The organism is Roseibium sp. QJM3NY_11 (genome assembly GCF_056173175.1).
The window spans coordinates 4,867,627-4,893,382 of sequence record NZ_CM149660.1 but is presented as its reverse complement, the minus strand read 5'-3'; the positions used below and the strand labels follow the sequence as shown (position 1 = coordinate 4,893,382).

Genomic DNA, 25,756 nt, shown 5'->3' with positions numbered 1-25,756 from the left:
CAGAAAGTCTTCAGCCGGAATTTCACCAAGGGTTAGGGCCTGCGAGCGGCGGGCATTCCGGAGCCTGTCAGCTTGCTATCTTACCAGGGGGAGGTCCGTCAATCCCGACAGGGCCCTGTCGGACCTCGCTTTGACGCTGAAGGCCCAGACGCCATCCTTGCGCCATCCTTGCATCATCCTTGCGCCAACGCGCCCGTCACCTTGACCTAGCGCCCGCATCGTGGCACCTGTCGCCGCCGGAACCAGCCACATTCGCGGAACAACTCCATGTCGACTGAAACGCTGCCGGCGCATATGCGGCCGGAAAATTCATTCCAGGGCCTGATCCTGACCTTGCAGCGCTACTGGGCAGACCAGGGCTGCGTGGTGCTGCAGCCCTACGACATGGAAGTCGGTGCCGGGACCTTCCATCCGGCGACAACATTACGTTCGCTCGGGCCACGCCCCTGGAAGGCCGCATACGTTCAGCCGTCGCGCCGCCCGACAGACGGCCGCTACGGCGAGAACCCCAACCGGCTGCAGCATTATTACCAGTTCCAGGTCATTCTGAAGCCGTCCCCGGCCAACCTGCAGGATCTCTACCTGAATTCGCTCTATGCCATCGGGCTGGACCCGAAGGTGCACGACATCCGTTTTGTCGAGGACGACTGGGAAAGCCCGACGCTGGGCGCCTGGGGACTGGGCTGGGAGTGCTGGTGCGACGGTATGGAAGTGTCCCAGTTCACTTATTTCCAGCAGGTGGCCGGTTTCGAGTGTTCGCCGGTCTCCGGCGAGCTGACCTACGGCCTGGAGCGTCTGGCCATGTATATCCAGGGCGTCGATAACGTCTACGACCTGAATTACAATGGCATGGAAGGGGCCGACAAGGTCACCTATGGCGATGTCTTCCTGCAGGCCGAGCAGGAGTATTCGCGCCACAATTTCGAACATGCCGATACCGAAATCCTGTTCCGTCACTTCAAGGACGCCGAGGCCGAGTGCCGGGCGCTGCTCGAGGCGGGCGCCAGGGCGCGTGACGAAAAGGGCGCCAGCGTGCATCAGGTGGTGCTGCCGGCCTATGACCAGTGCATCAAGGCCAGCCACGCCTTCAACCTGCTTGACGCGCGCGGCGTGATTTCGGTGACCGAGCGCCAGAGTTACATCCTGCGGGTGCGCGAACTGGCCAAGGCGTGCGGCGCCGCCTTCCTGGAGACCGAAGCCGGCGGCGTCGGCTATCACAACCAGGCGGCGGAATAGTTTCCACGTGTCACCGGGTCTGCAGGCGTGAAAAATGTGTTCCACAGCACAGAACGGCGCTTGATTTTGACCTGAGACGTTTGAGACAGGTTCAGCGGGATGACAATTCCCGTCCTGGTGGCTAGGTTCCGGGACCTGAATTTTTGGAGGTTCCCCCAATGGCCTGGTTTTTTCTCGCGCTTCTGATCGCGGCCAGTGTTTTTGCGATCGTTCTTTACAACGCGCTCGTGAAAAAGCGTCAGATGGTTGAGGAGGGCTGGAGCGGCATCGACGTGCAGCTGAAGCGCAGAGCCAATCTGATCCCGAACCTTGTCGAAACCGTCAAGGGTTATACCTCCCACGAAAACGAGACGCTGCAGTCGGTCACCGAACTGAGAGCGCAGGGCAGCGCCCTGCCGCAGGACGATGTCGCCGGACGGGCAAGGGTGGAGGGTGCCCTGTCGCAGGCGCTGGGCCGGCTGTTTGCCCTGGCGGAAGACTATCCGGACCTGAAGGCCAGCCAGAACTTTTCCAACCTGCACCAGTCCCTCGACGAGATCGAGGATGCCATCCAGATGGCCCGCCGCTATTACAACGGGGCGGTGCGCAACCTGAATGTGGCGGTCGAGAGTTTTCCCTCCAACCTGATCGCCCGCCAGTTCAGGTTCGAAAAGGCCGAATACTTCGAGATCGAGGACGAAGCCGACCGGGCAGTGCCCCGCGTGACGTTCTGAGGGAGACCGACGGGATGCTGAAACAGCTTGCAACCGCCTGCCTTGCCACTTTTCTTCTGGTGCTGGCCGGGCTGACCGCGCAGGCCGATGAGCGGATCCTGCATTTTGCATCCGACATCGATGTCGGCACGGACGGGACCTTGACCGTGACGGAGACCATCCGGGTCCGCGCGGAGGGCAACCAGATCAAGCGAGGTATCTTCCGCGATATTCCCCTGACGGCGGAAGGTGCGAACGGCCGCATCTATCAGGTTGGTTTCGAACTTGTATCTGTCCTCCAGGACGGGCAGCCCGTAGCGAATTTCACCCGGAAAAGCGGGGCGGGCGTGAGGATCTACGTGGGCGAGGAAAGCGTCTTCCTGCGGTCGGGCGTGTATACCTACACAATCAGGTACCGGACCGACCGGCAGATCCGCTTCTTTGACGACCATGACGAGGTCTACTGGAATGTCACCGGCAACGAGTGGAACTTCCCGATCGACGAGGCCATTGCACGGGTGAGACTGCCCAATGGGGTGACCGCCACGGACTGGACCGCGTTCACGGGGCCCTTCGGAGCGACTTACCAGAACTATACTGCCCGCACCCAAGACGACGGTTCAGAGGTGGTTTTCACGACCACGCAGCCCTTGTCCTACCAGGAAGGCCTTACAGTCGTTGTCACCATGCCGTCGGGCGCCATCGCCCGGCCCTCCAGCACGGAAAAGATGCGTTACTTCCTTGGCGACTACCGGTCCGAGCTGATCGGCGGTGGCGGGCTCTTGCTGGTCATTGCCTATTATCTGTTCGCCTGGTTCAAGGTGGGCAGGGATCCAGCGGCAGGGGTCGTCTTTCCGCGGTTCACGGCGCCGGCACACATTTCACCGGCCCTTTCCAGATATATCGTCAACCGCGGGTTCGGAGATGGCGGCTGGGTGGCCCTGTCCGCGGCGTGTCTCAATCTGGCGGTCAAGAAACGGCTTCGCCTCGAAGACACGGACGGCGACATGACGCTGACGCCGGACCGCGCAGGGCGCAAGGAGCAGGTGCCGGGTTTCGGCCTGCCCAAGGGGGAGGCAGCGCTCGAGAGCTGGCTGATGGCGCGGGGAAGTCCGCTCACGTTGAACAAGGCGAACGGTCTGTCGATCAAGTCCCTGGGCAACAGGTTCCGCGGCGCGATCGAGCAGGAAAACCGCAATGTTTTCTTCAAGAGCAACTGGACCTACCTGCCGGCCGGCGTCCTGATGAGCCTGGCCACGATCGTAGCCCTGATCCTGTTCGTTCCCAAGTCCCAGGGCGAACAGGAATTCATGATCGTGTTCCTGTTCCTGTCGGTGTTCGCGACTGTTTTTCCGATTGCCTTCGGACAGGCGCTTCTGCCCATCGCCAACATGAAACTTCGGCTTGGGGTCACTTTGCTGATTGCCGGGCTGGCCATGTTCGGCGCAGCCGCCCTGGCCGGGCTGATCACAGGCGGGGTGGAAATACTTCCGGCGGTTCCGGTGGTCGTGGCGGCACTGGTTGCCGCGAACCTGCTGGCCTTCATGTTCATTGGTGCTCCGACCGCATTGGGCCGTGAGGCACTCGACGAGATCGAGGGCCTGAAGCTCTATTTGTCGGTTGCCGAGAAGGATCGGCTCAACATGCAGGTGGCGCCGGACATGAGCACGGAGCATTTCGAGGACCTGCTTCCCTATGCGGTCGCTCTGGACGTTGAAAAGCCCTGGGCGAAAGCCTTCGAAGGCTGGCTGGCAACGGCGGCCGGGGCCGCGGTGGCAGCCAGCTATCATCCGAACTGGTACGCGGGCCGCGATTTCGATGCCCGTCATGTTTCTGACAGTCTGGGCGAGACGGCGAGCGCCATGGCCGGGTCGTTCCAGTCCTCCATTCCGGTTCCCAAGTCGTCGAGTTCCGGCTCTTCGGGCGGTGGTTCCTCCGGAGGCGGGGGCGGTGGTGGCGGCGGCGGCGGCTGGTAGTTTTGCTTGCGCCGAAACCGGTCAGGAGCTTTTATGGAGCATAGCATCATGCCTTTTTCATCCGGATCGGTTCGGCTTCTCATATGACCGGTGACACAATCTCCTTCAGCGAATTCGCCAGTTTCAATCTGGCGATCCTGGTCTATTTTCTCGGCGTCCGGCTGAACAAGAAGATCGTTTTTCTGCAGCGCTACAACATTCCCGAACCTGTGTCGGGCGGACTTCTCGTCGCCCTGCTGGCCCTTGTCGTCTATCTCGGATTTGGCAGGGAAGTCGGATTTTCCCTGCAGTCCCGAGACTACCTGCTCTATTGCTTCTTCACGGCAATCGGTCTCAATGCCCGGTTCTCCGACCTGGCGAAAGGCGGCAAGCCACTGCTGATCCTGCTGTGCCTGACAGTCGTCTACATGCTGCTGCAAAACACGATCGGCACCGGCATTGCGCTCGCGCTCGGACTGCCGGCGGGTTTCGGCCTGCTCGGCGGCACGGTCTCCCTGGTCGGGGGGCATGGCACCGCGATCGCCTGGGGGCCGAAGCTGGTGGCCGACTATGGGGTGGTGGGCGCCGTGGAAATAGGCGCGGCAACGGCAACGCTCGGCCTGATCGCGGCGAGCTTGCTGGGAGGGCCCGTCGGCAACTACCTGATCGAGCGGAAAGGGGCCCGGCCGGATCCCGACCGACCGCCCGAAGCCCCGATGATCGGCATCGAGAGCGACCGGGAAGACGACATCACCGTGACCCATACCGGGTTGATGCGGGCCCTGCTGGTGCTCAACATCGCCATTGCTCTGGGTGTCGGGCTGCAGGAGGTCCTGGTCACCGGGTTCGCCGTCGATCTGCCAGTCTTCGTTTGCTGCCTTTTCTGCGGTATCGTGCTGTCCAATACGGTGCCGGTCGTTTTCAAGAAAATGACCTGGCCTGCCCGGTCCCGGTCGCTGGCGGTCCTGTCCGATCTCGCACTCGGGATCTTTCTGACGATGTCCCTCATGAGCCTGCAGCTGTGGACACTCGCAGGCCTCGCCGGGCCAATGCTGCTGATCCTGGCGGTCCAGATCGTCGCCGCGGGGCTGTTCATCATTTTTGCGGTGTTTCCGATGATGGGGCGCGATTACACCGCAGCCGTTCTCGGCGCTGGTTTTGCCGGGTTTGCTCTTGGCGCCACCCCGACCGCGATCGCCAACATGACCGCGGTGACCAAGAGCTACGGTCCTGCAACGCAGGCGTTCCTGATCCTGCCGCTGATATCCGCGTTCTTTGTCGATCTGGCGAATGCGGCGATTATTCTGCTTTTCCTGGGAGGCTGACCGGGGCCCTGCGCCGGAAAACGCCCGTCACAGGGAGTGGTCGGCAGATCCGGCAAAGGACAGCCGTCCGTCCTCCTGGGAAGCCAGCAGGGCGATGGCGTCTTCCGCCGACAAGGCAGCGGCATAAAGGAAGCCCTGGCCGTAGTGACAGCCGTTCGAGTTGAGGGCCTGATGCGTCTCGGTTTCCTCGACGCCTTCGGCGACCGCATCGATGTCGAGGCCTTTGGACAGAACCAGTATGGCTTCCACGATTGCGGCGCATTGCCGGTCGGTCAGCATGCGCTCGGTAAAGGATTTGTCGATCTTCACCTTGCTGATCGGAAAGTCGCGGAGATAGCTCAGGCTGGAATGCCCGGCGCCGAAATCATCCAGCGCAATCGAAATGCCGCTTTCGGTCAGCTCCGAAATGATGCGCTTCGCCATTTCCGGGCTCTTGACCAGAGAGGTTTCGGTGATCTCCAGGACGAGCCGGTTCGCCGGGAAGCCGTGCTCTTCCAGGATGGCAGCCACCTGCGCAGGCAGGGAATTGTCCTGAAGCTGGACCGGTGAAAGATTGAAGGACAGGTAAAGCTCCTCCGGCCAGGTCTTCGCCGTCCTGCAGGCTTCCGCGAGAAGATGTTTCGTCAGGTCGGTGATGATGCCGCAATCCTCGGCGATCGGAATGAACTGCAGCGGCGGAACCTTGCCGAAATCGCTGTCTGTCCATCTCGCGAGGGCCTCGAAGCCGGCAATGCGTCCGGTCTTCATGTCGAGAATCGGCTGATAGTTGGCCGCGACCTCGTTTGCCGCGATCGCCTGGCGCAGCCGTTGTTCCAGGAGGGTCCGGTGCAGGATCGATGCGTCCATGTCCAGCTCGAAGAACCGGTAGGTCGAACGGCCGGATGATTTGGCCCGGTAAAGGGCAATGTCCGCGCGGCGGAGCAGTTCCGTCATGGAGTGGCCATCGTTCGGATAAAGAGCGATGCCGATGCCGGAGCCGATCGAGATCTGCCGGTCGTTGAGCTTGAAGGGTTCGCTGATCCGCGTCAGCAGCCGCCGTGCAAACCCCGCTGCGTCCGCCTTGTCATTGAAAACCGGAGAGACGATCGCGAATTCATCGCCGCCGAGCCGCGCGACAATGCCGTCGTTGCCGATAAATTCGCTGATGCGGTCGGCGAAGCTGTGCAGGAGAGTGTCTCCGAACGCGTGGCCGTAGACATCGTTGATGGGCTTGAAGCCGTCGAGGTCGAGCATCATTACGGACCGGAAGGAACCCGCCTTCACATCGCCTGTGAGCACCGAAAAGGCTTCGAGCAGTCGCCGCCTGTTTGGAAGTCCTGTCAGGGGATCGTGCTGGGCGAGCGACAGCGCCTCGGAATGGGCCGAGGATCTCTCGATCAGTTGCTTGCGCAGATGCCGTGTCGACCATACTCCGTAGACGAGGCTGAACAAGGCAATGATGAAAAGGATGCTCGTGACAACGTCATAGACCTCATGAGCGTGTTCCGAGCGGTCGGCAGGGAAAAAGACCGGGAACAATCTCAGGGTCGCGAAACTGACAAGCACTATGGAAAGGACGAAAAATATAGGTCGCGTCAAGTATTGGGTGTTTGCAACTTTCCCATCAGTCACGAAGTCGTTTCCATCGAATAGTAATATGCGCGATATAGGGAGTTTCACATGAATTTGTTGATGAAGAGTGAAATAATTCCGCTGGGTCAATAATCACGCCTTGTGAAAGCGGGCTCTGGTCGCCAATGCGAAAGGGGGTGACAAGTTGCCGCCGACTTGGTAACGGACGCGCATTCCGACTTCGGTGATGTCCCATCTACCAAGGCCAAAGGTCAACTCATCCCATGCCTGATCTTCTGCTTGAGCTTTTCAGTGAGGAAATTCCGGCCCGCATGCAGCGCAAGGCGGCCGAAGACCTGAAATCTCTGGTGACCAATGCGCTGGTGGATGCCGGGCTGCCCTATGAGGGTGCAAAGGCCTTCGCAACGCCCCGGCGCCTCGCGCTTCATGTCGCCGGTGTGCCGGCTGGGTCCGCAGCAACCCGTGAAGAACGCAAGGGTCCTCGAGTGGGCGCGCCGGAAAAGGCTGTCGAGGGGTTTCTTCGCGGAGCGGGCCTGGCGTCCATCGACGAGGCGACGATCAGCACCGATCCGAAAAAAGGCGATTTCTATGTCGCCGTGATCGAAAAGCCCGGCCGGACCGCCATCGACATCATCGCGGAGTTCATGCCGGGGATCCTGCGCGCTTTCCCCTGGCCCAAATCCATGCGCTGGGGGACAACCAGCACAAGGTGGGTCCGGCCCCTGCATTCGATCGTCGCGAGCTTCGGTCCGGAAACCGAGGAACCGGATGTCGTGCCTTTCGAGTTCGACGGTATCCTGTCGGGCAAGACCACGCGCGGGCACCGGTTTCTGGCTGATGAGGCCTTCGGCGTGCGCCGGTTCGATGACTATGCCACGGGGCTCGAGAAGCACAAGGTCGTGCTCGACGCCGACCGCCGCAAGGAGATCATCCTGCACGATGCCAAGGATCAGGCGCTGGCGCTGGGACTGGACCTTGTCGAGGATCCCGGCCTTCTGGAAGAGGTTGCCGGTCTGGTCGAATGGCCTGTGGTGCTGACCGGAAGTTTCGACGAGGCTTTCCTGGCCATTCCGGACGAGTGCATCCAGCTGACCATCAGGGTCAACCAGAAGTGCTTCGTGCTGAAGGACCCCGATACCGGCCGGCTCGCCAACAGGTTCGTGCTGATCTCCAACATCGTCGCCGACGATGGCGGCAAGCTGATCGTTGCCGGCAACGAGAAGGTGATCCGGGCGCGGCTGTCCGACGCGCGCTTCTTCTGGGACACCGACCTGAAAACCCGGCTGTCCGACAATCTGCCCAGGCTGGACGAGGTCAAGTTTCACGAAAAGCTCGGCAGCGTCGGCGAACGGGTGAAGCGCCTGATCGCGCTCTCCGCCGAATTGGCTCCGCACGTCGGCGCCGATCAGGCGAAGGCGAAACGCGCCGCGGAACTGGCCAAGGCCGACCTCGTCTCCCAGATGGTGTTCGAATTTCCCGAACTGCAGGGCCTGATGGGCCGCTACTACGCGCAAGCGCAGGGAGAGGATGCCTCTGTCGCGACCGCGATCGAGGAACATTACAAGCCGCAGGGGCCGAGCGACAGCGTGCCGGCCGACCCGGTGGCGATTGCCGTCGCCCTTGCCGAAAAGCTGGATCTGCTGGCCGGCTTCTGGGCCATCGGCGAAAAGCCGACCGGCTCGAAGGACCCGTATGCCCTGCGCCGTGCCGCGCTGGGGGTGATCCGGATCGTGCTGGAAAACAATCTCAGGCTCAATCTGGGTGCGGCAATGAGGTCCGCGCTTGATCTTCAGTCGGCCGATGTTGCCGATCCGGCAGCTGTCGTTCTGGATCTCCTGGCGTTCCTGGGCGACCGTCTGAAGGTCCACCTCAGGGATGAGGGCGCCCGGCACGATCTGATCGACGCCGTGTTCGCGCTGGAAGGCCAGGACGACCTCCTCAGGGTGGTCAGCCGCGTCGAGGCGCTTGGCAAGTTCGTGTCATCCGACGACGGTGCCAACCTGTTGGCCGGCTACAAACGCGCGATCAACATTCTGAAGGCGGAAGAAAAGAAGGACGGCGCACCTGTCACAGGCAAGCCGCATGCGGATCACTTCAGGGAACAGGCCGAGATCGACCTGGCCGCGGCCATCGACACCGCCCGGGCGACAGCCACCGATGCGGTCTCGGAAGAAAACTTCGAAGCCGCCATGGAGGCGCTTTCGATGCTGCGCGCTCCGGTCGACCGTTTCTTCGAGGATATCCTGGTCAATGCCGACGTGGCCGAGCTGCGTATGAACCGCTTGCAACTCCTCGCCGAAATCCGCGACGCGACCCACGTGGTCGCCGATTTTTCCAAGGTGGCCGGCTAGGCGGGGTCAGGTATCTGCCCGGTCTTTCAAGCGGCAGCCCCCACCCCTAACCCCTCCCCACAAGGGGGAGGGGGATCAATCATTGCCGTTTGCAAACATGGAACCCGTCTTTTGAAGCCAGTTGAAGCAGGACGTGTAGGATAAAACGGGACCTGTCCCCCTCCCCCTTGTGGGGAGGGGTTAGGGGTGGGGGTTTTCCGCGCCGCAGCAGCTCAGTATTGCCTGACCGAGCTCATTCCGCCGCCTGGCCCGCCAGCCTTGCCACCGGTTTTTCCTCGATCGGCCAGTGAATGGCTGCGGCGAAAATGCCCAGGGCGATGCCGAGCCACCAGATGGCGTCGTAGGAGCCGGTCTGGTCGTAGAGCTTGCCGCCGAGCCAGACCCCCAGGAACGCGCCGATCTGGTGCGACAGGAACACGAAGCCGAACAGGGTTGCCATGTAGCGCGGTCCGAACATGACCGCGACGAGGCCGGAGGTCGGCGGCACCGTCGACAGCCAAAGAAGTCCCATGACGCCGGAGAACACCAGAACGGAAGCCGGCGTGATCGGCAGCATGATGAAGGCAAGGATCGCGGCCGACCGGCCGAGATAGATCAGCGACAGGAAGATCGGTTTGGAATAGCGTCCACCGATATAGCCGGACGCCAGTGAGCCGACCACGTTGCACAGGCCGATCAGCGCGATCGCCCAGGCCCCCCAACTGGGATCGAGGCCGACATCGGCAATGAACGGCGGCAGATGCACGGTGATGAAGGCGACGTGGAAGCCGCAGACGAAGAACCCGATCGACAGCAGGATGAACCCGCGCGTTCCGAAGGCCTCCGACAGGGCGGATTTCAGGTTCTGGTCATGCGCCGGGCTGCCGTCGCCAGTGCGTTCGGACCTGCCCCGCAGCGCGACAGCCAGCAGGGGAATGAGCGCAATGAGGCCGGTAAAGACGATCAGCGTGTCCTGCCAGCCGATATTGGCAATGAGAGCGCCGCCGAGCGGTGCGAACAGGAATTGCCCCAGGGAGCCGGAGGCGGTGCCGATGCCGAAGGCAAGCGACCTCTGCTCCGGTGTCACGGCGCGCCCGAAGGCCGCAAGGACCAGCGAGAACGAGGAAAAGGCGATGCCGAGACCGATCAGGATGCCCGCGGAGACATGCAGGGCGACGGCGCTTTGCGCGTCGATCATCAGGAGCAGTCCGGCGCAGTAGAGCACCGTGCCGAAGGCCATCGCCTTCCAGGTGCCGTATCTGTCGGAGACCATGCCGGCGATCGGCTGGCCGATCCCCCACATCAGGTTCTGGATCGCCAGTGCCAGGGCGAAGATCTCCCGGCTCCAGTCCCGCGCTTCCGTCATCGGCTGGAAGAACAGCCCCATCGCCGACCGCGGCCCGAAGGAAATCAGGGCGATCAGGCAGCCGCAGGCAATCACCAGCGGGATATTCGGGCCAGCCCGGACGGTGGTGGAGGCATTGGTCATCGTCGGCCTGCTCTGATCGTTAAACTACGATCAGAATAGGCGGAAAGCCGGTGCCGGCAAAACGCGTAATATTGATCCATAGATCACGAATTGGAATGAGACTGCGCGACCCGGTTGTTTGCACGTCACAACGGGCTTGTCGCAGCACCTGACGCGTGCCATTTCCTGCCGTCAGGCCGAAGAGCTTCCAAACGCGGTCGGATGCGTGATAGTCAACTCTCGTTGGGTTAAGTCTCTGATTATCATATGAGAAACATTTAAATCATCGGTTTTTTGCGAATTAGGTGGATTTCGGACGCGGGGATTGTTATATAAACTCTGAAAGAGCAAAAGTATGGGCTTCGGGCCCGTTTTCTTTTCGCTTGAATATGCTCAACTTGAGTATAAAGCATTTGCGCCACCGGGCACACGGTCCGGAGCGCACAATCAAGGGAGGTCGCCATGACCATTGCCCAGACCAGGACCCCGGTTGGACATCCTGTTGCCACCGGACTGACCGCATTGGAACGCTTCGGCAAGCTGGAGCGCCCCGATCTGCGTTACACGCCCGAGATCGCCGAAGCCACGGCTCCGATCTTCGAGAAGGTCAGGCATATCATCCCGGCCATCGAATGGCCGGCGCTGGCGCCCACCATCCATGCCATCAACGTGCTGAAGAAACAGCGCAACGCCGTCATCCTGGCGCATAACTACATGACGCCGGATATCTTTCACGGCGTCGCGGACATCGTCGGCGACAGCCTGCAACTGGCGATCGAGGCGACCCGGACGGATGCGGAGGTTATCGTCCAGTGCGGTGTGCACTTCATGGCCGAGACCTCCAAGATCCTGAGCCCGGAAAAGACGGTGCTCATTCCGGACATGCGCGCGGGCTGCTCGCTGGCCGAGTCGATCACCGGTGCGGATGTCCGCGGTCTGCGCGAGCGCAATCCCGGCGTGCCGATCATCACCTATGTCAACACCTCTGCCGAGGTGAAGGCCGAATGCGATATCTGCTGCACCTCGTCGAATGCGTTGCAGGTGGTTGAAAGCTTCGGCGTCGACCGGGTCTTCCTGATCCCGGACAAGTATCTGGCGGCCAATGTCGGCAACAAGACCGATGTCGAGGTTCTGACCTGGGACGGTGCCTGCGAGGTCCATGAGCGGTTCACCGCCGAGGAATTGCGGGAATACCGCAAGATCGATCCGGGTGTGAAGATCATCGCTCACCCGGAATGCCCGCCGGAGGTGGTTGCCGAGGCGGATTTTGCCGGCTCGACCGCGCATATGATCGACTGGGTCAAGACAAAACGGCCGGAAAAGGTGATGATGATCACCGAGTGTTCGATGGCGGACAACGTTGCCAGCGAAACCCCGGACGTCGACTTCATCCGTCCGTGCAACCTGTGTCCGCACATGAAGCGGATCACGCTGAACAAGATCCTGGAGTCTCTTCTGGAGATGAAGGAAGAGGTCGTCGTCGATCCGGCGATCGCGGACAGGGCCCGCACGGCCGTCGAGCGGATGATCAACTTGAAAATGTGACCGGCTTCGGTCTACACCGCTCCCCAGCATCTTATTCCGGGCCAGACTTCGGCCCGGAACATCCTTTGGGCGATGCCCCGTCTCTACCAGGAAGTTCCCCATGGCCGTTTCGGTTGAGGATTTCGCGCCTGCCTATATTGGCAAGGATGTCGATGACGTCGTGATTTTGGGAGGCGGCCTTGCCGGCCTCTTCTGTGCGCTCAAACTCAGTCCGAGGCCGGTGACCGTAATCACCAATGCGCCGATCGGGCAGGGGGCCTCGTCCGCCTGGGCCCAGGGCGGCATCGCCGCAGCGATTTCCGAACAGGACTCGGTTGAAAAGCACCGCGACGACACGCTGGCGGCCGGTTGCGGCATCTGCGAGGAAAAGATCGTCGAGCTGATGACCCGCGAGGGCAGCGACCGGGTGCATGACCTCCTGTCCTACGGCGTTCCTTTCGATCAGGATCTGGAGGGCCGCCTGAAATTCTCCCGGGAAGCCGCGCATTCCCAAAGCCGGGTCGTGCGCGTGCGGGGAGACATGGCCGGCCGCGCCATCATGGATGCCCTGATTGCCGCCGTGCGCAAGACGCCGTCGATCCGGATCCTGGAAGGGTACCTGGGCGAAAGCTTTCTGGGCGCGGGCCGCTACGTGACCGGCGTGCTTGCGCGCCGCCGCGGCGGGATCGAGCGCCTGGCATTCCCGGCAAAGGCTGTCGTGCTGGCCTCCGGCGGCATCGGGCACCTTTACGGCCTGACGACCAACCCCCACGAAGCCAATGGCCACGGTCTGGCCATGGCCGCCCGGGCCGGGGCGGTGATCGCCGATGCCGAATTCGTGCAATTCCACCCGACCGCGCTCAACGTCGGCAGGGATCCGGCGCCATTGGCGACCGAGGCTCTCAGGGGGGAGGGGGCGACCCTGGTCAACTCGGCCGGCGAGCGCTTCATGGAAAGCGTGCATCCGGATCTGGAACTGGCGCCGCGCGACATCGTCGCCAGAGCGATCCACCACGAGGTCTCGGAAGGCCGAGGTGCGTTTCTGGATTGCCGGGAAGCGATCGGCGCGCGTTTCAAGGACGATTTTCCGACCGTGTTCGCGGCGGCGCAGGCGGCCGGACTTGATCCGGAGAAGGACCTTCTGCCGATGGCGCCCGCCGAGCATTACCACATGGGCGGCGTGCTGACCGATGCCAACGGGCGCACGTCCCTGGACGGGCTGTGGGCCGCCGGGGAAGTGGCCTCCACCGGTGCCCACGGCGCCAACCGGCTTGCCTCGAACTCGCTTCTGGAAGCGGTCGTCTTCGCTGCCCGCATCGCCGAGGACATCCAGGGGCTGATGCCGACGCCGCGCAGCGCCTACTGGAACGAGATGGACGACGAGCCCGGCCTGCCGAGCCAGCGCAACACGGAAGAGCGCGACGGCATCACCGTTCTGCGCGAGACCCTGCGCCGAAATGTCGGCGTTCTGCGCGACGCCGCCGGTCTGAAGGCGGCGCTCGCCGACATCGCGCAGGTCGAGAAGATCTGCGTGCGCCAGTCCATTCGGAACATGATGATCACGGGCAAGGTGATTGCAGCCTCGGCGCTGAAACGCCAGGAAAGCCGGGGCGGTCATTTCCGCAAGGACTTTCCGGAGGAAAATCCGGACATGGCGTCACGCTCCTACACCACATTGAAAGAGGTCGAGGCGATCACCGCCGAGGCTCTGGAAACCGCCTGAAGGAAAACCCATGACCCGCACCGTCCTGCCGGAGTTGCCGCGTCTCATGGTCGATGATGCCGTCAAGGCTGCACTGCTTGAGGACTGGGGCCGGGCCGGTGACATCACCAGTCAGGCGACCCTGCCTGGAGAGGCGCGCGCCACCGCCGTGATCGCGGCGCGCAAGCCCGGTGTTCTGGCCGGGCTGGCGCTGGCGGAAAGCGCCTTTCGCCAGACCGACGCGGCGCTGGCCTTCGAACCGCTGCTCAACGACGGCGACCGGTTGGCGCCACGGGATGTGGTGGCCAGGATCGAGGGGCCCGCGCGGGCTCTGCTCGCCGCCGAGCGGGTCGCTCTGAACTTTCTCGGTCATCTTTCCGGCATCGCTACAGTGACCGCGTCCTTCGCGGACCTGATCGCCCATACCAGGGCGGACATTGTCTGCACCCGCAAGACGACCCCCGGCCTGCGGGCCTTCGAGAAATATGCGGTCAGATGCGGTGGTGGTTCCAATCACCGCTTCGGCCTCGACGACGCCATCCTGATCAAGGACAACCACATCGCTGTTGCCGGTGGCGTCACCCGGGCGATCGAGGCCGCGAAGGCCTTTGCCGGGCACCTGGTCAAGATCGAAGTTGAAGTGGATACACTTGATCAGTTGAAAGAGGCGCTGGCGGCAAGGCCCGATGTGGTCATGCTCGACAACATGCCGCCGGAAACCCTCAAGCAAGCCGTCGCGATCGCGGGCGGAAAGGTCCTGCTGGAAGCCTCCGGCGGCATCGAGCTCGACACGGTCAAGGCCGTGGCCGAAGCCGGGGTGGACCTGATCTCGTCAGGCTGGATCACCCATTCGGCTCCGGTGCTCGATCTCGGTCTTGATATCGAAATGGCTTGAGTCAGGCTTGAATTTGCTATCGTTCCTGTAGCGCAAGCCGGACGCCGAGCGTGCAAAAAATGCAGCCCACCACTTTGCCCTGCCATTTCAACACTGTCGGGTTGCGGCGGAGAAAAGCGCCGAGCCCTCCCGCCCCGGCTGCGAAGACGACAGTGCTCAACAGCCCGAGCAGAACGAACACCAGCCCGAGCGTCGTAAGCTGCAGGGCAACCGCGCCGTTCCCGGGCTGCACGAATTGAGGTAGGAAGGCCAGAAAGAACAGTGCCGTTTTCGGGTTGAGCACTTCTGTCAGGATTGCCTGGCGGAATGCCTTGCCGGCAGTGATCGGCAGAGCACCACGGCTCAGATCCGTTGACCCCCGTTCCAGAAACGCGCGAATGCCGAGATAGACCAGATAAGCCGCTCCGGCATATTTGACGATGCTGAAAAGCAGCGCCGACGTGGCAATGATGGCCGAAAGACCAACCACTGCCATAAGGGTGTGCAGCAAGTCGCCTGCTGCGATACCGGCGCCGGTCGCGATCCCGACATGCGTACCGGACGTGGTTGCCCTGGCCACTGTGAGCAGCGTTGCCGGGCCCGGAAGGAACACGAAACCGAGGACGATAGCGACATAGGTCACGAGCGTGGCTGTATCGATCATTCGGTTTCTACCCCCCTGGCACTCGTTCCGTGCCACTCAACCCCATGGGCGGGCGAAAATCAATCCTGGCGGCAGGGTTCCGGCATCCCTTGTTGTCTGAGCCGGGGACCCGTCAATTCTGACCTGTCAGCCGGCCGCCAGGAACACGCCCCCGAGAGCGGTGACAACGCCAAGCGCGCGCAGGATGCCCGGCGCACGAACCGGTTCGTTGCGCGCAGCGGTCCTGGCGCCGTGGCCGATCAGCAGGCCGGCCGCATGCAGCAGCGCGGTTGCCAGCACGAATCCACCCGCATAGCCGATTGCGTCCGCAGCTCCGATTTCCCCCCCATGGGCGTGGCCGTGGCACAGGCCAAAGGCAAACACAAGCGCCCCGGAAAACGTGAGCGGCAGGCGCAGAGCAAGGGCAACGGCGGCGCCCAGCACAATGACGGAACCCAGGATGACCGGTTCCACGAAGGGCAGTGCCACGCCGGCGAGCGACAGGGCGAATCCGGCGATCATGGCACCGACAAACGCCGTCGGCAGGACCCAGACGGCGCGGCCGCCGATCAGGGCCGCCCACAGGCCGACAGCGATCATGGCCAATACGTGATCGGCCCCGAAAACCGGATGGGTCAGGCCCGCCGCAAAGGAGCCATGGGCAGCTGAATCCAGATGCGCGAAGGCAGGCGAGGCGGCAAGAAAGAAGACGGTGGCGGCAAGGCCGAAGCGGAATTTCATGAAAGGATCCTTCATTTGGTCGGTCCGGTGCCCCGGGATGGGTCGCACCGTTCATGCGGGTTCGCATTGCCGGCAAAGCTAAACGCGATTCCGTCTCATTGTAAATTGTGCTGACCAGGGGACGTGCAGATTAACGTGAGCTGCCGCAATCAGGCAGGCGCTCCCTGTGGACGCGGAAGCTGCGGACGTCACTCGGCGGCGGGCCTGAGACTCGTCAGAAGGTGGTGGAATTTTTCGCCTTGAACGGATACATGCCGGCGAACGGAATCGGCGGCGCGTTCCCCGTCGCCCGCCTCTATGGCGGCAACGACAGCCTCGTGCTCGAGCATGGACTGTTTCATGCGACCGCGCACGCGCAATTGCAGACGCCGGAACGGCTGCAGGCGGCGCTGCAGGCGCAGGCATTCCTGCTCGAGAAACCCGTTGCCGGACTGTCTATACAAGATGGCATGAAACTGTTGGTTTTCGCGGTAGTAGCCATCCGTGTCCTGGGCCTCCACCGCAAGCCTGCATCGGTCGTTCGCGGTGTGAAGATCGGTCAGTGCCTTGTCGGATATGCGTGTGGCCGCCAGCCGGGCGCTGACCGCTTCCAGTTCGGCCATGACCTCGAACATTTCGATCAGTTCCACCGGACCGGGCTGGCGCACGAACACGCCGCGCCGCGGGATCTGTGTGACCAGACCGGATTGCGCGAGCCTGAGGAGGGCTTCCCGGATGGGAGTTCTGGAAACCGAAAAACGGGCGGCCAGCTGAACTTCGTCCAGCCTGTCGCCGTCCGCGAAAGTGCCGTCGAATATCAGCCCCTCGAGCGCATCCGCGATGCAGTCTGACCGTTTTCGTTCCATGCTTCGCATTTATCATAATGAGATTTAGTGCGCAATATTGTCATTCTTGTATACAAAAGGCCTTGACTCAAAAACATGGTCTGGGGCTAAGTTCCGTTTCCGGTTTCAATCCGGGCTTTCCATGGGAGGAAAACATGAACTTCAAACTTTCAGTCGCCGCCGCAGCGCTGGTTTTCGCAGGCTCGCTCTCCGCAGGGGCCACCGAACTGCGCCTGTCGCATCAATGGTCCACCGGCGACGTGCGCCACAAGGTGGCGCAGATTGTCGCCGACGAGGTTGCTGCGGCCGATGTCGATCTCGACATCAAGATTTTCCCGTCCAAGTCGCTGCTCAAGCCGCGCGACCAGTACAAGCCGCTGACGCGCGGCCTGCTGGACATGACGGTGCTGCCGCTCAGCTACGCCGGTGGGCAGCAGCCGGCTTACAATCTGACCCTGATGCCGGGTCTGGTGAAGAACCACGATCATGCCGCGCGCCTCAACGAAAGCCCCTTCATGGACGCGATCGAAGAGATCATGGCGGGCGATGATGTCATGGTGCTGGTGCACGGCTACCTGGCAGGTGGCTTCGCCGGCAAGAACAAGTGCATTTCCGAGCCAGGAGACATGCAGGGCCTGCAGACGCGTGCTGCCGGCAAGGCCTTCGAGCAGATGCTCGCGGGTGCGGGTGCGTCCATCGCCTCGATGGCGTCTTCCGAGATCTACAATGCCATGCAGTCCGGCGTGCTTGATGCCGCCAACACCTCGTCCTCGTCCTTCGTCAGCTACCGCATCTACGAGCAGGTGTCTTGCTACACGCCGGCAGGGGAATATGCGCTCTGGTTCATGTATCAGCCGCTGCTGATGAACAAGAGCACCTTCGAAGGGCTGAACGAAGCACAGCAGAAAGCGTTGCTGGACGCTGCCGCCAACGCGGAAGCCTACTATCTCGAGGAAGCCAAGAAGCAGGATGCGGCCTCGGCCGAGGTCTTCCGTGAAAACGGCGTCGAGATCGCGGCGATGACCGAGGAACAGTTCGAAGCCTGGCGCGCCCTTGCCAAGGAGACCTCCTACAAGGCCTTCGTCGAGGACACGCCCAACGGCCAGCAACTGCTCGACCTCGCCCTTTCGGTCGACTGACGTGTGAAGATCGGGGCGGCCACCTGCCGCCCCGGATACGTTTCAAAGCCTTTTTGAAGGAGTGACCCATGGCGGGCCACAGTTCGGCAGCCGTCGCGCATGCCGGTAACAATCCCTTTTTGCGCGCCGTTGCCGCCGTGTCGACACTGGCAGGCTGGTGTTCCGCACTGATGATCGTGATCGCGGTTGCCATCACCTGTCAGATGATCTTCGTGCGATTCGTGCTGAACGGCTCGACGATCTGGCAGACGGAGGCCGTGATCTATCTCGTTATCGCCGCGACCCTTGTCGGACTGCCTTATGTCCAGCGTCTGCGCGGACATGTGAATGTCGACCTGTTTCCGTTGTGGCTGTCGCCCCGCCCGAGGTGGGTGCTGGCCTGTATCACGCTGTCCACGTCGATCGTGATCGTCGCGATCATGCTCTTTTACGGTTTTGAATACTGGCACTTCGCCTGGGCTCGCGGCTGGACGTCGGACACGGTGTGGGGCGTCCGGCTCTGGATTCCGTATCTGTCGATCCCTGTCGGCTTCGGCCTGCTTCTGCTGCAACTGATTGCCGATCTCGCTGCCGTGATTCTCGGCGTCGACAAACCCTTTGGTCTGGAGGACGCCTGATGGATCCGCTGCTGCTCGGTATACTTGTCGCCGTTGCGACCATTCTGATTCTTTTCTCCGGCGTATCGGTCGCGATCGGCCTGCTGATCGTTTCCGCCGGGTTCCTGATCCTGTTCGACGGCGCGCGGTCGCTGGAACTGATGCCGGAGATCCTGTTCGGGAAACTCGACAATTTCGCCCTCCTGTCGATTCCCATGTTCATCATCATGGGCGCCTCGATCGCCTCGACCCGCGCCGGGGCGGATCTCTACGAGGCCCTCGAGCGCTGGCTGACGCGCATCCCGGGCGGACTGGTCGTCTCCAATCTCGGCGCCTGCGCCCTGTTTGCCGCCATGTCCGGCTCGTCGCCCGCGACCTGCGCCGCCATCGGCAAGATGGGGATCCCGGAGATGCGCAAGCGCGGTTATCCGGACGGCGTCGCGGCCGGTTCGATCGCGGCCGGCGGAACGCTCGGCATCCTGATCCCGCCGTCGGTCACCATGATCGTCTACGGCATCTCCACCGAGACCTCGATCGGACGCCTGTTCCTGGCCGGTGTCTTTCCGGGTCTGATGCTGCTGACGCTGTTCATGGCCTGGTCGCTTTATTCGACCTGGCGCAGCGGCAACGCCAGCGTTCTGAGCGCAGGAAGTTACTCCTGGCGGGAGAAATTCGAGATCCTGCCGAGGGTGCTGCCCTTCATGGCCATCATTCTCGGTGTCCTCTACGCCATGTATGGCGGTGTTGCGACCCCGTCGGAAACAGCCGCCGTCGGCGCGCTGCTCTGCCTGCTGATTGCGGTCATCATCTACAAGCTCTGGCATCCGAAGGCGCTCTGGGTGGTCTTGAGGGACAGCACCAAGGAAAGCGTGATGATCCTGTTCATCATCGCGGCGGCGGGCGTCTTCTCCTACATGCTGTCGTCCCTGTTCATCACCCAGGCAATCGCGGAATGGATCGGCACGCTGGATGTCAACCGGTGGCTGCTGATGGGGGTCGTCAACGTGTTCCTGCTGATCGCCGGCTTTTTCCTGCCGCCGGTCGCCGTTATCCTGATGGCCGCACCGATCCTGCTGCCGATCATCATGACGGCCGGTTTCGATCCTATCTGGTTCGCGGTCGTGCTGACCATCAACATGGAAATCGGGCTCATTTCACCACCGGTGGGGCTTAACCTCTACGTGATCAACGGCATCGCTCCGGACATCTCGCTGAAGACCATCCTGACCGGATCGTTGCCCTTCGTGGCGTGCATGGTGGTCGCCATCATCCTGCTCTGCCTGTTTCCGGAACTGGCCACATGGCTGCCGGACGCCGTGATGGGAGAACGCCGATAATGTTCCTGGCCGACCTGCTTACCACCGTCTTCGAACGCAGGTACCGTTCGAGGAGTGCGGACAAACCGGACGACAGGCGGATCGAAGCCCTGGTCGACGACCTGATCGGGGCGACCGGGGAGGTCTCCGGGGTCTCGATGGCAAGGCAGATACTCGGCCGTTACGCCGCGATGACGGACGACGACAAGCGCGGGTTCTTTCATCATCTCGCGAAAGAACTGTCCGTTTCCGCACCGAACGTCCGGGCCGCGCTGGAGCTTTACGAAAACGGCCAGTCGAAAGCGAGCTACCGCGCGTTCCTGGAGGCCGTCGAACCACCGCGCCAGGAACTGATCCGCAGGCTCAACCAGGTGCCGGACGCGACCCGGTTCCTGGTGAGAATGCGCGAGGACCTGCTGCGCCTGAGCCCGGGAGACGACGCGTTGCAGGCGCTCGACCTCGATTTCCGGCACCTGTTTTCAAGCTGGTTCAACCGGGGCTTTCTGGTCCTTCGGCACATCAACTGGGACAGCCCGGCGCAGCTTCTTGAAAAGATCGCGGCTTACGAGGCCGTACACGAAATCGACGGCTGGGACGATCTCAGAAGGCGTCTTGCGCCGGCGGACCGGCGCTGTTTCGCGTTTCTCCATCCCGCGATGCCGGATGAGCCGCTGATTTTCGTCGAAGTCGCGTTGACGCGGGGCGTTCCCGGATCGGTTCAAGACCTGCTGGCGGAGAACCGCACGGTGCTCGACGCCGAGACGGCCGACACGGCCGTCTTTTATTCCATCTCCAATTGCCAGGAGGGCCTGGCGGGAATTTCTTTCGGAAATTCGCTCATCAAGCAGGTTGCCGCGGATCTGGCCCTCGAATTGCCCGGCTTGAAGACCTTCGTCACCCTGTCTCCGATCCCGGGCCTCGTCCGCTGGTTTGAAGCCGAAGGCCTCGCGGTCGATGCCGACAACGAAGAAAGCCTGCGCCAGCAGGCGGCACGTTATCTGGTGACGGCCAAGCGCAAGGACGGCCTGCCGCTGGATGCCGTTGCCAGGTTCCATCTCGGCAATGGCGCACTGGTGCATCAGGTCCATGCCGGGGCCGATCTGTCCGGCAAGGGCGTGCGCCAGTCCGCCGGCGTGATGGTGAACTATCTCTACGATCTGAACAGCGTGACGCAGAACCATGAACGTTTTGCCGCCTCGCGAACCGTCGCCGCCTCCGCGGACATACGGTCGCTGTGCGCGGCCGCGAACGAAGCAGTCGCCCCAGGAGCCTGAACGATGACCAATCCTCTCTACGACCAGCTGTTCGGAAAGCACGCAGGCAAACAGACGCCCTTCCTGCTTTTCCGGGATGGCGCCGTTCTGACCCACGCCGCCTTTCTGGAACAGGCGGCCAGGTTCGCGCATGTCCTGACCGAAGGTGGTCTGAAGCCGGGCGACCGTGTCGCCGTTCAGGTGCACAAATCCGCGGAAGCCCTTGCGCTCTACGCGGCATGCGTTCAGGCCGGCATCGTGTTTCTGCCGCTCAACACGGCCTATACCGTTGATGAACTGGATTATTTCATCGACAACAGCGGCGCCCGGATCGTCATTTGCGATGACGGCAGCAAGACACTTCTGCAGCCGGTCGCCGATCGTCTCGGTGCGGGTGTCGAAACGTTGAATGCAGACGGCTCCGGCTCCTTGAGCGACCGGTCCGCCGCCATGCCGGCGCACTATCCGACCGTGGAGCGGTCAGCGGATGATCTCGCAGCCTTTCTTTATACATCCGGTACGACGGGACGGTCCAAGGGCGCCATGCTGACCCAGGACAACCTGCTGTCGAACGCCGCGACGCTGGCAGATCTCTGGCGGTTCACCGCCGAAGACGTCCTGCTGCATGCCCTGCCGATCTTCCACACCCACGGTCTGTTCGTGGCCACCAACGTGACCCTGATCGCCGGCGGATCGATGATCTTCCTGCCGAAATTCGACCAGGACGCGGTCATCGACCTGTTGCCGAAGGCCACGGCGATGATGGGCGTGCCGACCTTCTACACCAGACTTCTGGGGGACGAGCGTTTCAACCGCGAGCTGACCGGGCACATGCGTCTGTTCGTGTCGGGCAGTGCGCCGCTTCTGGCCGAAACCCACAAGGATTTCGAGGACCGCACCGGTCACCGCATCCTGGAGCGCTACGGCATGACCGAAACCAACATGAACACGTCCAACCCCTATGACGGCGAACGCAAGGCCGGGACCGTGGGCCCGCCGCTTCCCGGTGTCGAGCTGATCATCACCGATCCCGATACGGCTCAGGAGCTGCCGCAGGGCGACATCGGCCAGATCGAGGTGCGTGGGCAGAACGTGTTCAAGGGCTACTGGCAAATGCCGGAGAAAACGGCAGCCGAATTACGCGACAACGGCTTCTTCATTACCGGGGATCTCGGCAGGATCGACGAGGACGGCTATGTCCAGATCGTCGGCCGCAACAAGGACCTGATCATATCCGGCGGCTACAACATCTATCCCAAGGAGATCGAACTCCTGCTGGATGAACAGCCCGGCGTCCTGGAAAGCGCCGTGATCGGCGTGCCCCATGCGGATTTCGGTGAAACCGTGCTTGGCGTCATCGTTCCAAGGCCGGGAGAAACACCCGATCCGGAGCAGATCCTTCAGGTGGCGGGCGCCTCGCTGGCCCGCTTCAAGCATCCCAGAAAGCTCGTCATCGTCGACAGCCTGCCGCGCAACACCATGGGCAAGGTGCAAAAGAACCTGCTGCGCGACGCGTTCAAGGACACGTTTGCGGCCGGGTGAGGGCCGCAAACGTCACCTAGTTCCAGCCGCCCGCGTAGGTCTTGTAGAAGATGTGCAGGCCGACCTGGCCGCGTTTGGCCATGGATTTCGCCCAACGCGGATTGACATAGGTCGCGTGGTAGTGGGTCGAGGCGTCGACCATCTTGGAATAGCGCTTGCCGTCAAGGACTTCCCTGGCCAGCTTCTGGGCTGTCTTCCAGGCCACCGGGCTGGCAATCCGGTCCTTGATGCCGTCGCAGGCAAAGGAGAACTGGCAGCGGTTGCGCTTGTGGCGGTTCTGGTAGACGACACCGCAGATGGTGTCCGGATAGGCCGGGTTCTTGACCCGGTTCAGGACCACCTGGGCCACGGCCTCCTGGCCGTCCTCGGCTTCGCCGCGGGCCTCGAAATAGATCGCTTCCGCCAGGCAGCGCTGTTCCTTCTTCTCGCCGACCGAGAGGGGCAGGGGTTTCTGAGCCCACCAGTGCGGGTTGTCCGGATCCTCCGGCGGCGGCAGTTCCTGCTCGTATTTGGCCGCGCCGAAGAGCGCGTCGAAGGGCTCCTTGGTTTCCCTGACGCTGTCCGGCGCATAGGCCGACACGAGCGAGAAACTGGCGGCAGCGGCGTTACGCGCCATCATCACTTTCTGAAGGTCGATCGGACCGCCTTCCAGCAGGCCGTCCCTGCCGGCCCTGGCAAGGCGGCGGGTTTCCTTGGCATCGAGCGGCTGCGCCTTGACGAAGGCGACACGGGGAAGGTCCTCGTGCTTCTTCTCCGTGGAGATCAGGCTCGTCATCAGGTAAAGGTTGCCGGAGGCACGATCGACCATGTGCCGGTCCGGAGCCATCGTGATCCGGCGGTCGCCCTTGGCGCCCTTGTTGGTGGCGATCTCGTCCGGAATGACGGTCGGGCGCGAGCTTGCGGCCACATCCGCCAGTCCGACGACAGCCCTGGTCTCGAAATCCTTGTCCGCGGACGTTAGCGTGAGCACCGGAGCACTGGTATGATCCGGAACCGGTATCGACCCGAGTGCCAGGTTGGGGGCCAGTTTCGAGGTGTAGTTCGCCGGCTCGAGCGCCATCATCCAGCGCGGCGTCTCATGGTCGCGCGCATTGACGAGGGCGAAGATATCCTGGTTGCCTGCGGTTCCGCCGAGGCCGAACCAGGCGAGCGGACAGGCAATCAGAAGATTGCGCATCCGGCGCCTGCGCGCGCGGACCGGGCCGTATTTCTGAGACATGCTAGAAGAAAACCGCTTTTTGTTGCGGGACATAGGGCCAGACATACGCAGCCAACTCCAACTCGGTACACATCATCCCGAATACGCCGGGTGATCAGTGCTAACGTCGTGTGAACAGCGACGCAGAAATTCAAGATGTGCGCTTAACCTTGAAAGAGCGTTAATGCGGGACAAAATCGCGGAATATCGCGGACGGTTTCGCCGAAACACGCCCCGTCATGGTTAATAGTGCGAAGGTGTCGGGTGCGATTTCAGGGCCGTGCGGACCGCCGGGCGGCTCAGCGGCCGCCGACCCGCAGTCCGGGAGCCGGCCGTTCGCTCATCAGCTGATGGCGGAAGCGGAACAGCGCCGCCGGCCGACCGCCGGTGGCGGTGGAGGTCGCTCCGGTCGGTTCGACAAGGTCGGCGTTTTCCACCAGACGGCGAAAATTCTGCTTGTGCAGATGGCGCCCTGAGATCGCCTCGACCGAGGTCTGCAACTCCGTCAGAGTGAAGGCTTCCGGCATCAGTTCGAAGATCACCGGCCGGTATTTCAGCTTGCCCCTGAGGCGGGAAATCGCGGTCGCCAGAACGCGGCGATGATCGAACCGCATCGGCGCACCGAGCGCCGGCAGCGCACCGCGCTCCAGCGCCGCGCGCCTTCCGTCTGTGCGCGCTTCGGCCACCAGGCCCGCCTCGTAGAGCAACTCGTATCGCTCGAGGGCCCGTTCCTCGTCCCAGCCGGTGGCGCCGGTTCCGAACGCCAGGTGGATGCGCTCCCGCCGGCCGAGCGCCCGGGGCGGTTCTCCGTCCGGGGGCGGTTCCTTGGCCCAGGCGTCGAGCGCGGGCAGGATGTCCCGGTCCAGAACGCCGGGCCGGCCGGCCCGCCAGTCTTCCCAGGGGAAATAGTCGTACCAGGAGCGCCAGGCCGAATTGTGCCGGGCAAGCATGCTTTCCGACCCCGCGGTCTGCCGCGTGAGCGCCAGATAGCCGACAGAGACCACATGCGGGCCTTCGTCTCCCGTGACCCTGTGCCGTCCCCGGTCTCCGAACGTATAGAGCTGCTCAACGTAGCCAAGCCGCAGGGCGGTCTGGTTCTCCACCCATGTGCGCAGGCCGATTTCAAACGTGCGGTGCCGGATCGGATCGAACGGACCGAAGGGCAGGCTGTCCAGCGACGTCTCTCCGGCGTCGTTCACATGAACGATCTGCGGCAGGCCTTCGGCAACCGACACGACGACGGCGTTCAATCCGATTTCGATACTGGCTTGCCGGTGGGGCATGGCGGCTCCGGTCAGTCGATGGGCATGACGAAGGGGGTGCCTTCAAAGGCATTGGCGCCGCGGCCGATGCCGCGCACCGCATCAATCATGCGTCCCTCGCGGCCAAGCAGCTTGTCGCCCATGGCGACGATGCGGCCATTCGGCGTCGCGGACGGCGCGCGTTCCCGCAACAGCGCCGCGAGCCGGTACTCGTCCGCGGCCGGGTTCAGCGCGCAGGCGGCAACATAGGCGCCGGCCGTGGAGCGGCTGATCCCCGCCCAGCAGTGGATCACCAGGGGCGCCTGCCGGTCCCAGGATGCGATGAAGTCCAGAAACGCCACCACATGCTGTTCGCTGGCCGGAACGAGTCCGGCCACCGGGTCGACAATGTCGTTGAAGGCCAGGAACAGATGCCGGTCCGGCGGGATGCCTTGCGGTGTCGGCACGCTCATTTCCGCATTGATCAGCGTGACCAGGGATCTTGCGCCGGTGGCGGCGACCGTCTCGGGCAGTTTGGACAGGGAACAGACGTGCAGCATGACAGGACCGGGTTATATCTCTGAA

At 62.6% G+C, this 25,756-nt stretch carries 21 protein-coding genes; 13 read left to right on the top strand and 8 right to left on the bottom strand.

The window, feature by feature from the left end:
• Window positions 1-294 precede the first annotated feature (294 nt).
• From AC0VX3_RS22400 to gltS, 4 genes are all read left to right on the top strand, one after another.
• Entirely contained in the window at window positions 295-1,236 is a 942-nt protein-coding gene (locus AC0VX3_RS22400) for a glycine--tRNA ligase subunit alpha (protein WP_475525235.1), read from the top strand.
• Between the two features lie 158 nt (window positions 1,237-1,394).
• Window positions 1,395-1,949 (top strand): LemA family protein, encoded by a 555-nt coding sequence (locus tag AC0VX3_RS22395; RefSeq protein WP_475522373.1) that lies wholly within the window; start codon window positions 1,395-1,397, stop codon window positions 1,947-1,949.
• Between the two features lie 14 nt (window positions 1,950-1,963).
• Entirely contained in the window at window positions 1,964-3,904 is a 1,941-nt protein-coding gene (locus AC0VX3_RS22390; protein WP_475522372.1) for a DUF2207 domain-containing protein, read from the top strand.
• An 83-nt stretch (window positions 3,905-3,987) separates the two neighbouring features.
• Window positions 3,988-5,208, top strand: a complete 1,221-nt coding sequence (gene gltS / locus AC0VX3_RS22385) for a sodium/glutamate symporter (protein ID WP_475522371.1) — start codon at window positions 3,988-3,990, stop codon at window positions 5,206-5,208.
• Between the two features lie 27 nt (window positions 5,209-5,235).
• Here the strand turns inward: gltS and AC0VX3_RS22380 are convergent, their stop codons facing one another.
• The gene (locus AC0VX3_RS22380) at window positions 5,236-6,726 is read right to left on the bottom strand and encodes a putative bifunctional diguanylate cyclase/phosphodiesterase (RefSeq protein WP_475522370.1); all 1,491 of its coding nucleotides are present in this window, start codon (window positions 6,724-6,726) and stop codon (window positions 5,236-5,238) included.
• A 317-nt stretch (window positions 6,727-7,043) separates the two neighbouring features.
• On the opposite strand from AC0VX3_RS22380, the gene glyS reads away from it, so the two are divergent.
• Complete coding sequence (gene glyS / locus AC0VX3_RS22375; RefSeq protein WP_475522369.1) at window positions 7,044-9,131, top strand: glycine--tRNA ligase subunit beta; 2,088 nt, start codon at window positions 7,044-7,046, stop codon at window positions 9,129-9,131.
• A 232-nt stretch (window positions 9,132-9,363) separates the two neighbouring features.
• Here the strand turns inward: glyS and AC0VX3_RS22370 are convergent, their stop codons facing one another.
• The gene (locus AC0VX3_RS22370) at window positions 9,364-10,599 is read right to left on the bottom strand and encodes an MFS transporter (RefSeq protein WP_475522368.1); all 1,236 of its coding nucleotides are present in this window, start codon (window positions 10,597-10,599) and stop codon (window positions 9,364-9,366) included.
• 441 nt (window positions 10,600-11,040) lie between these two features.
• Here AC0VX3_RS22370 and nadA point away from each other — a divergent pair, with 441 nt between their 5' ends.
• The 3 genes from nadA (at window position 11,041) to nadC (ending at window position 14,699) form a co-directional block, all read left to right on the top strand.
• Window positions 11,041-12,123, top strand: coding sequence for a quinolinate synthase NadA (nadA, locus tag AC0VX3_RS22365; RefSeq protein ID WP_475522367.1), 1,083 nt, complete (start codon window positions 11,041-11,043; stop codon window positions 12,121-12,123).
• Window positions 12,124-12,223: 100 nt separating this feature from the next.
• Window positions 12,224-13,825 (top strand): L-aspartate oxidase, encoded by a 1,602-nt coding sequence (locus tag AC0VX3_RS22360; protein WP_475522366.1) that lies wholly within the window; start codon window positions 12,224-12,226, stop codon window positions 13,823-13,825.
• Window positions 13,826-13,835: 10 nt separating this feature from the next.
• The gene (nadC, locus tag AC0VX3_RS22355; RefSeq protein ID WP_475522365.1) at window positions 13,836-14,699 is read left to right on the top strand and encodes a carboxylating nicotinate-nucleotide diphosphorylase; all 864 of its coding nucleotides are present in this window, start codon (window positions 13,836-13,838) and stop codon (window positions 14,697-14,699) included.
• A gap of 16 nt (window positions 14,700-14,715) precedes the next feature.
• On the opposite strand, the gene AC0VX3_RS22350 is transcribed toward nadC, so the two are convergent.
• The 3 genes from AC0VX3_RS22350 to AC0VX3_RS22340 all read right to left on the bottom strand — a co-directional run bounded on the left by AC0VX3_RS22350 (window position 14,716) and on the right by AC0VX3_RS22340 (window position 16,907).
• Entirely contained in the window at window positions 14,716-15,342 is a 627-nt protein-coding gene (locus tag AC0VX3_RS22350) for a LysE family translocator (protein WP_475522364.1), read from the bottom strand.
• 126 nt (window positions 15,343-15,468) lie between these two features.
• Entirely contained in the window at window positions 15,469-16,062 is a 594-nt protein-coding gene (locus AC0VX3_RS22345) for a HupE/UreJ family protein (protein WP_475522363.1), read from the bottom strand.
• Window positions 16,063-16,250: 188 nt separating this feature from the next.
• A complete protein-coding gene (locus AC0VX3_RS22340; RefSeq protein WP_475522362.1) occupies window positions 16,251-16,907 on the bottom strand; it encodes a GntR family transcriptional regulator in 657 nt (218 codons plus the stop codon).
• Between the two features lie 134 nt (window positions 16,908-17,041).
• Here AC0VX3_RS22340 and dctP point away from each other — a divergent pair, with 134 nt between their 5' ends.
• From dctP to AC0VX3_RS22315, 5 genes are all read left to right on the top strand, one after another.
• Window positions 17,042-18,025, top strand: coding sequence for a TRAP transporter substrate-binding protein DctP (dctP, locus tag AC0VX3_RS22335; protein WP_342890925.1), 984 nt, complete (start codon window positions 17,042-17,044; stop codon window positions 18,023-18,025).
• 68 nt (window positions 18,026-18,093) lie between these two features.
• Complete coding sequence (locus AC0VX3_RS22330; RefSeq protein WP_348144924.1) at window positions 18,094-18,642, top strand: TRAP transporter small permease; 549 nt, start codon at window positions 18,094-18,096, stop codon at window positions 18,640-18,642.
• A complete protein-coding gene (locus AC0VX3_RS22325) occupies window positions 18,642-19,958 on the top strand; it encodes a TRAP transporter large permease (RefSeq protein WP_475522361.1) in 1,317 nt (438 codons plus the stop codon). The genes AC0VX3_RS22330 and AC0VX3_RS22325 overlap by 1 nt, the downstream gene beginning before the upstream one ends.
• Entirely contained in the window at window positions 19,958-21,211 is a 1,254-nt protein-coding gene (locus tag AC0VX3_RS22320; RefSeq protein WP_348144920.1) for a malonyl-CoA decarboxylase, read from the top strand. Before AC0VX3_RS22325 ends, AC0VX3_RS22320 begins: the two co-directional genes overlap by 1 nt.
• A gap of 3 nt (window positions 21,212-21,214) precedes the next feature.
• Window positions 21,215-22,732 (top strand): malonate--CoA ligase, encoded by a 1,518-nt coding sequence (locus tag AC0VX3_RS22315; RefSeq protein WP_475522360.1) that lies wholly within the window; start codon window positions 21,215-21,217, stop codon window positions 22,730-22,732.
• A gap of 16 nt (window positions 22,733-22,748) precedes the next feature.
• Here the strand turns inward: AC0VX3_RS22315 and AC0VX3_RS22310 are convergent, their stop codons facing one another.
• The 3 genes from AC0VX3_RS22310 to AC0VX3_RS22300 all read right to left on the bottom strand — a co-directional run bounded on the left by AC0VX3_RS22310 (window position 22,749) and on the right by AC0VX3_RS22300 (window position 25,731).
• The gene (locus tag AC0VX3_RS22310; protein WP_475522359.1) at window positions 22,749-23,951 is read right to left on the bottom strand and encodes a cell wall hydrolase; all 1,203 of its coding nucleotides are present in this window, start codon (window positions 23,949-23,951) and stop codon (window positions 22,749-22,751) included.
• A 278-nt stretch (window positions 23,952-24,229) separates the two neighbouring features.
• Window positions 24,230-25,213, bottom strand: a complete 984-nt coding sequence (locus AC0VX3_RS22305; RefSeq protein ID WP_475522358.1) for an NUDIX hydrolase — start codon at window positions 25,211-25,213, stop codon at window positions 24,230-24,232.
• Window positions 25,214-25,224: 11 nt separating this feature from the next.
• The gene (locus AC0VX3_RS22300) at window positions 25,225-25,731 is read right to left on the bottom strand and encodes a tyrosine phosphatase family protein (RefSeq protein WP_342890918.1); all 507 of its coding nucleotides are present in this window, start codon (window positions 25,729-25,731) and stop codon (window positions 25,225-25,227) included.
• Window positions 25,732-25,756: the final 25 nt, after the last annotated feature.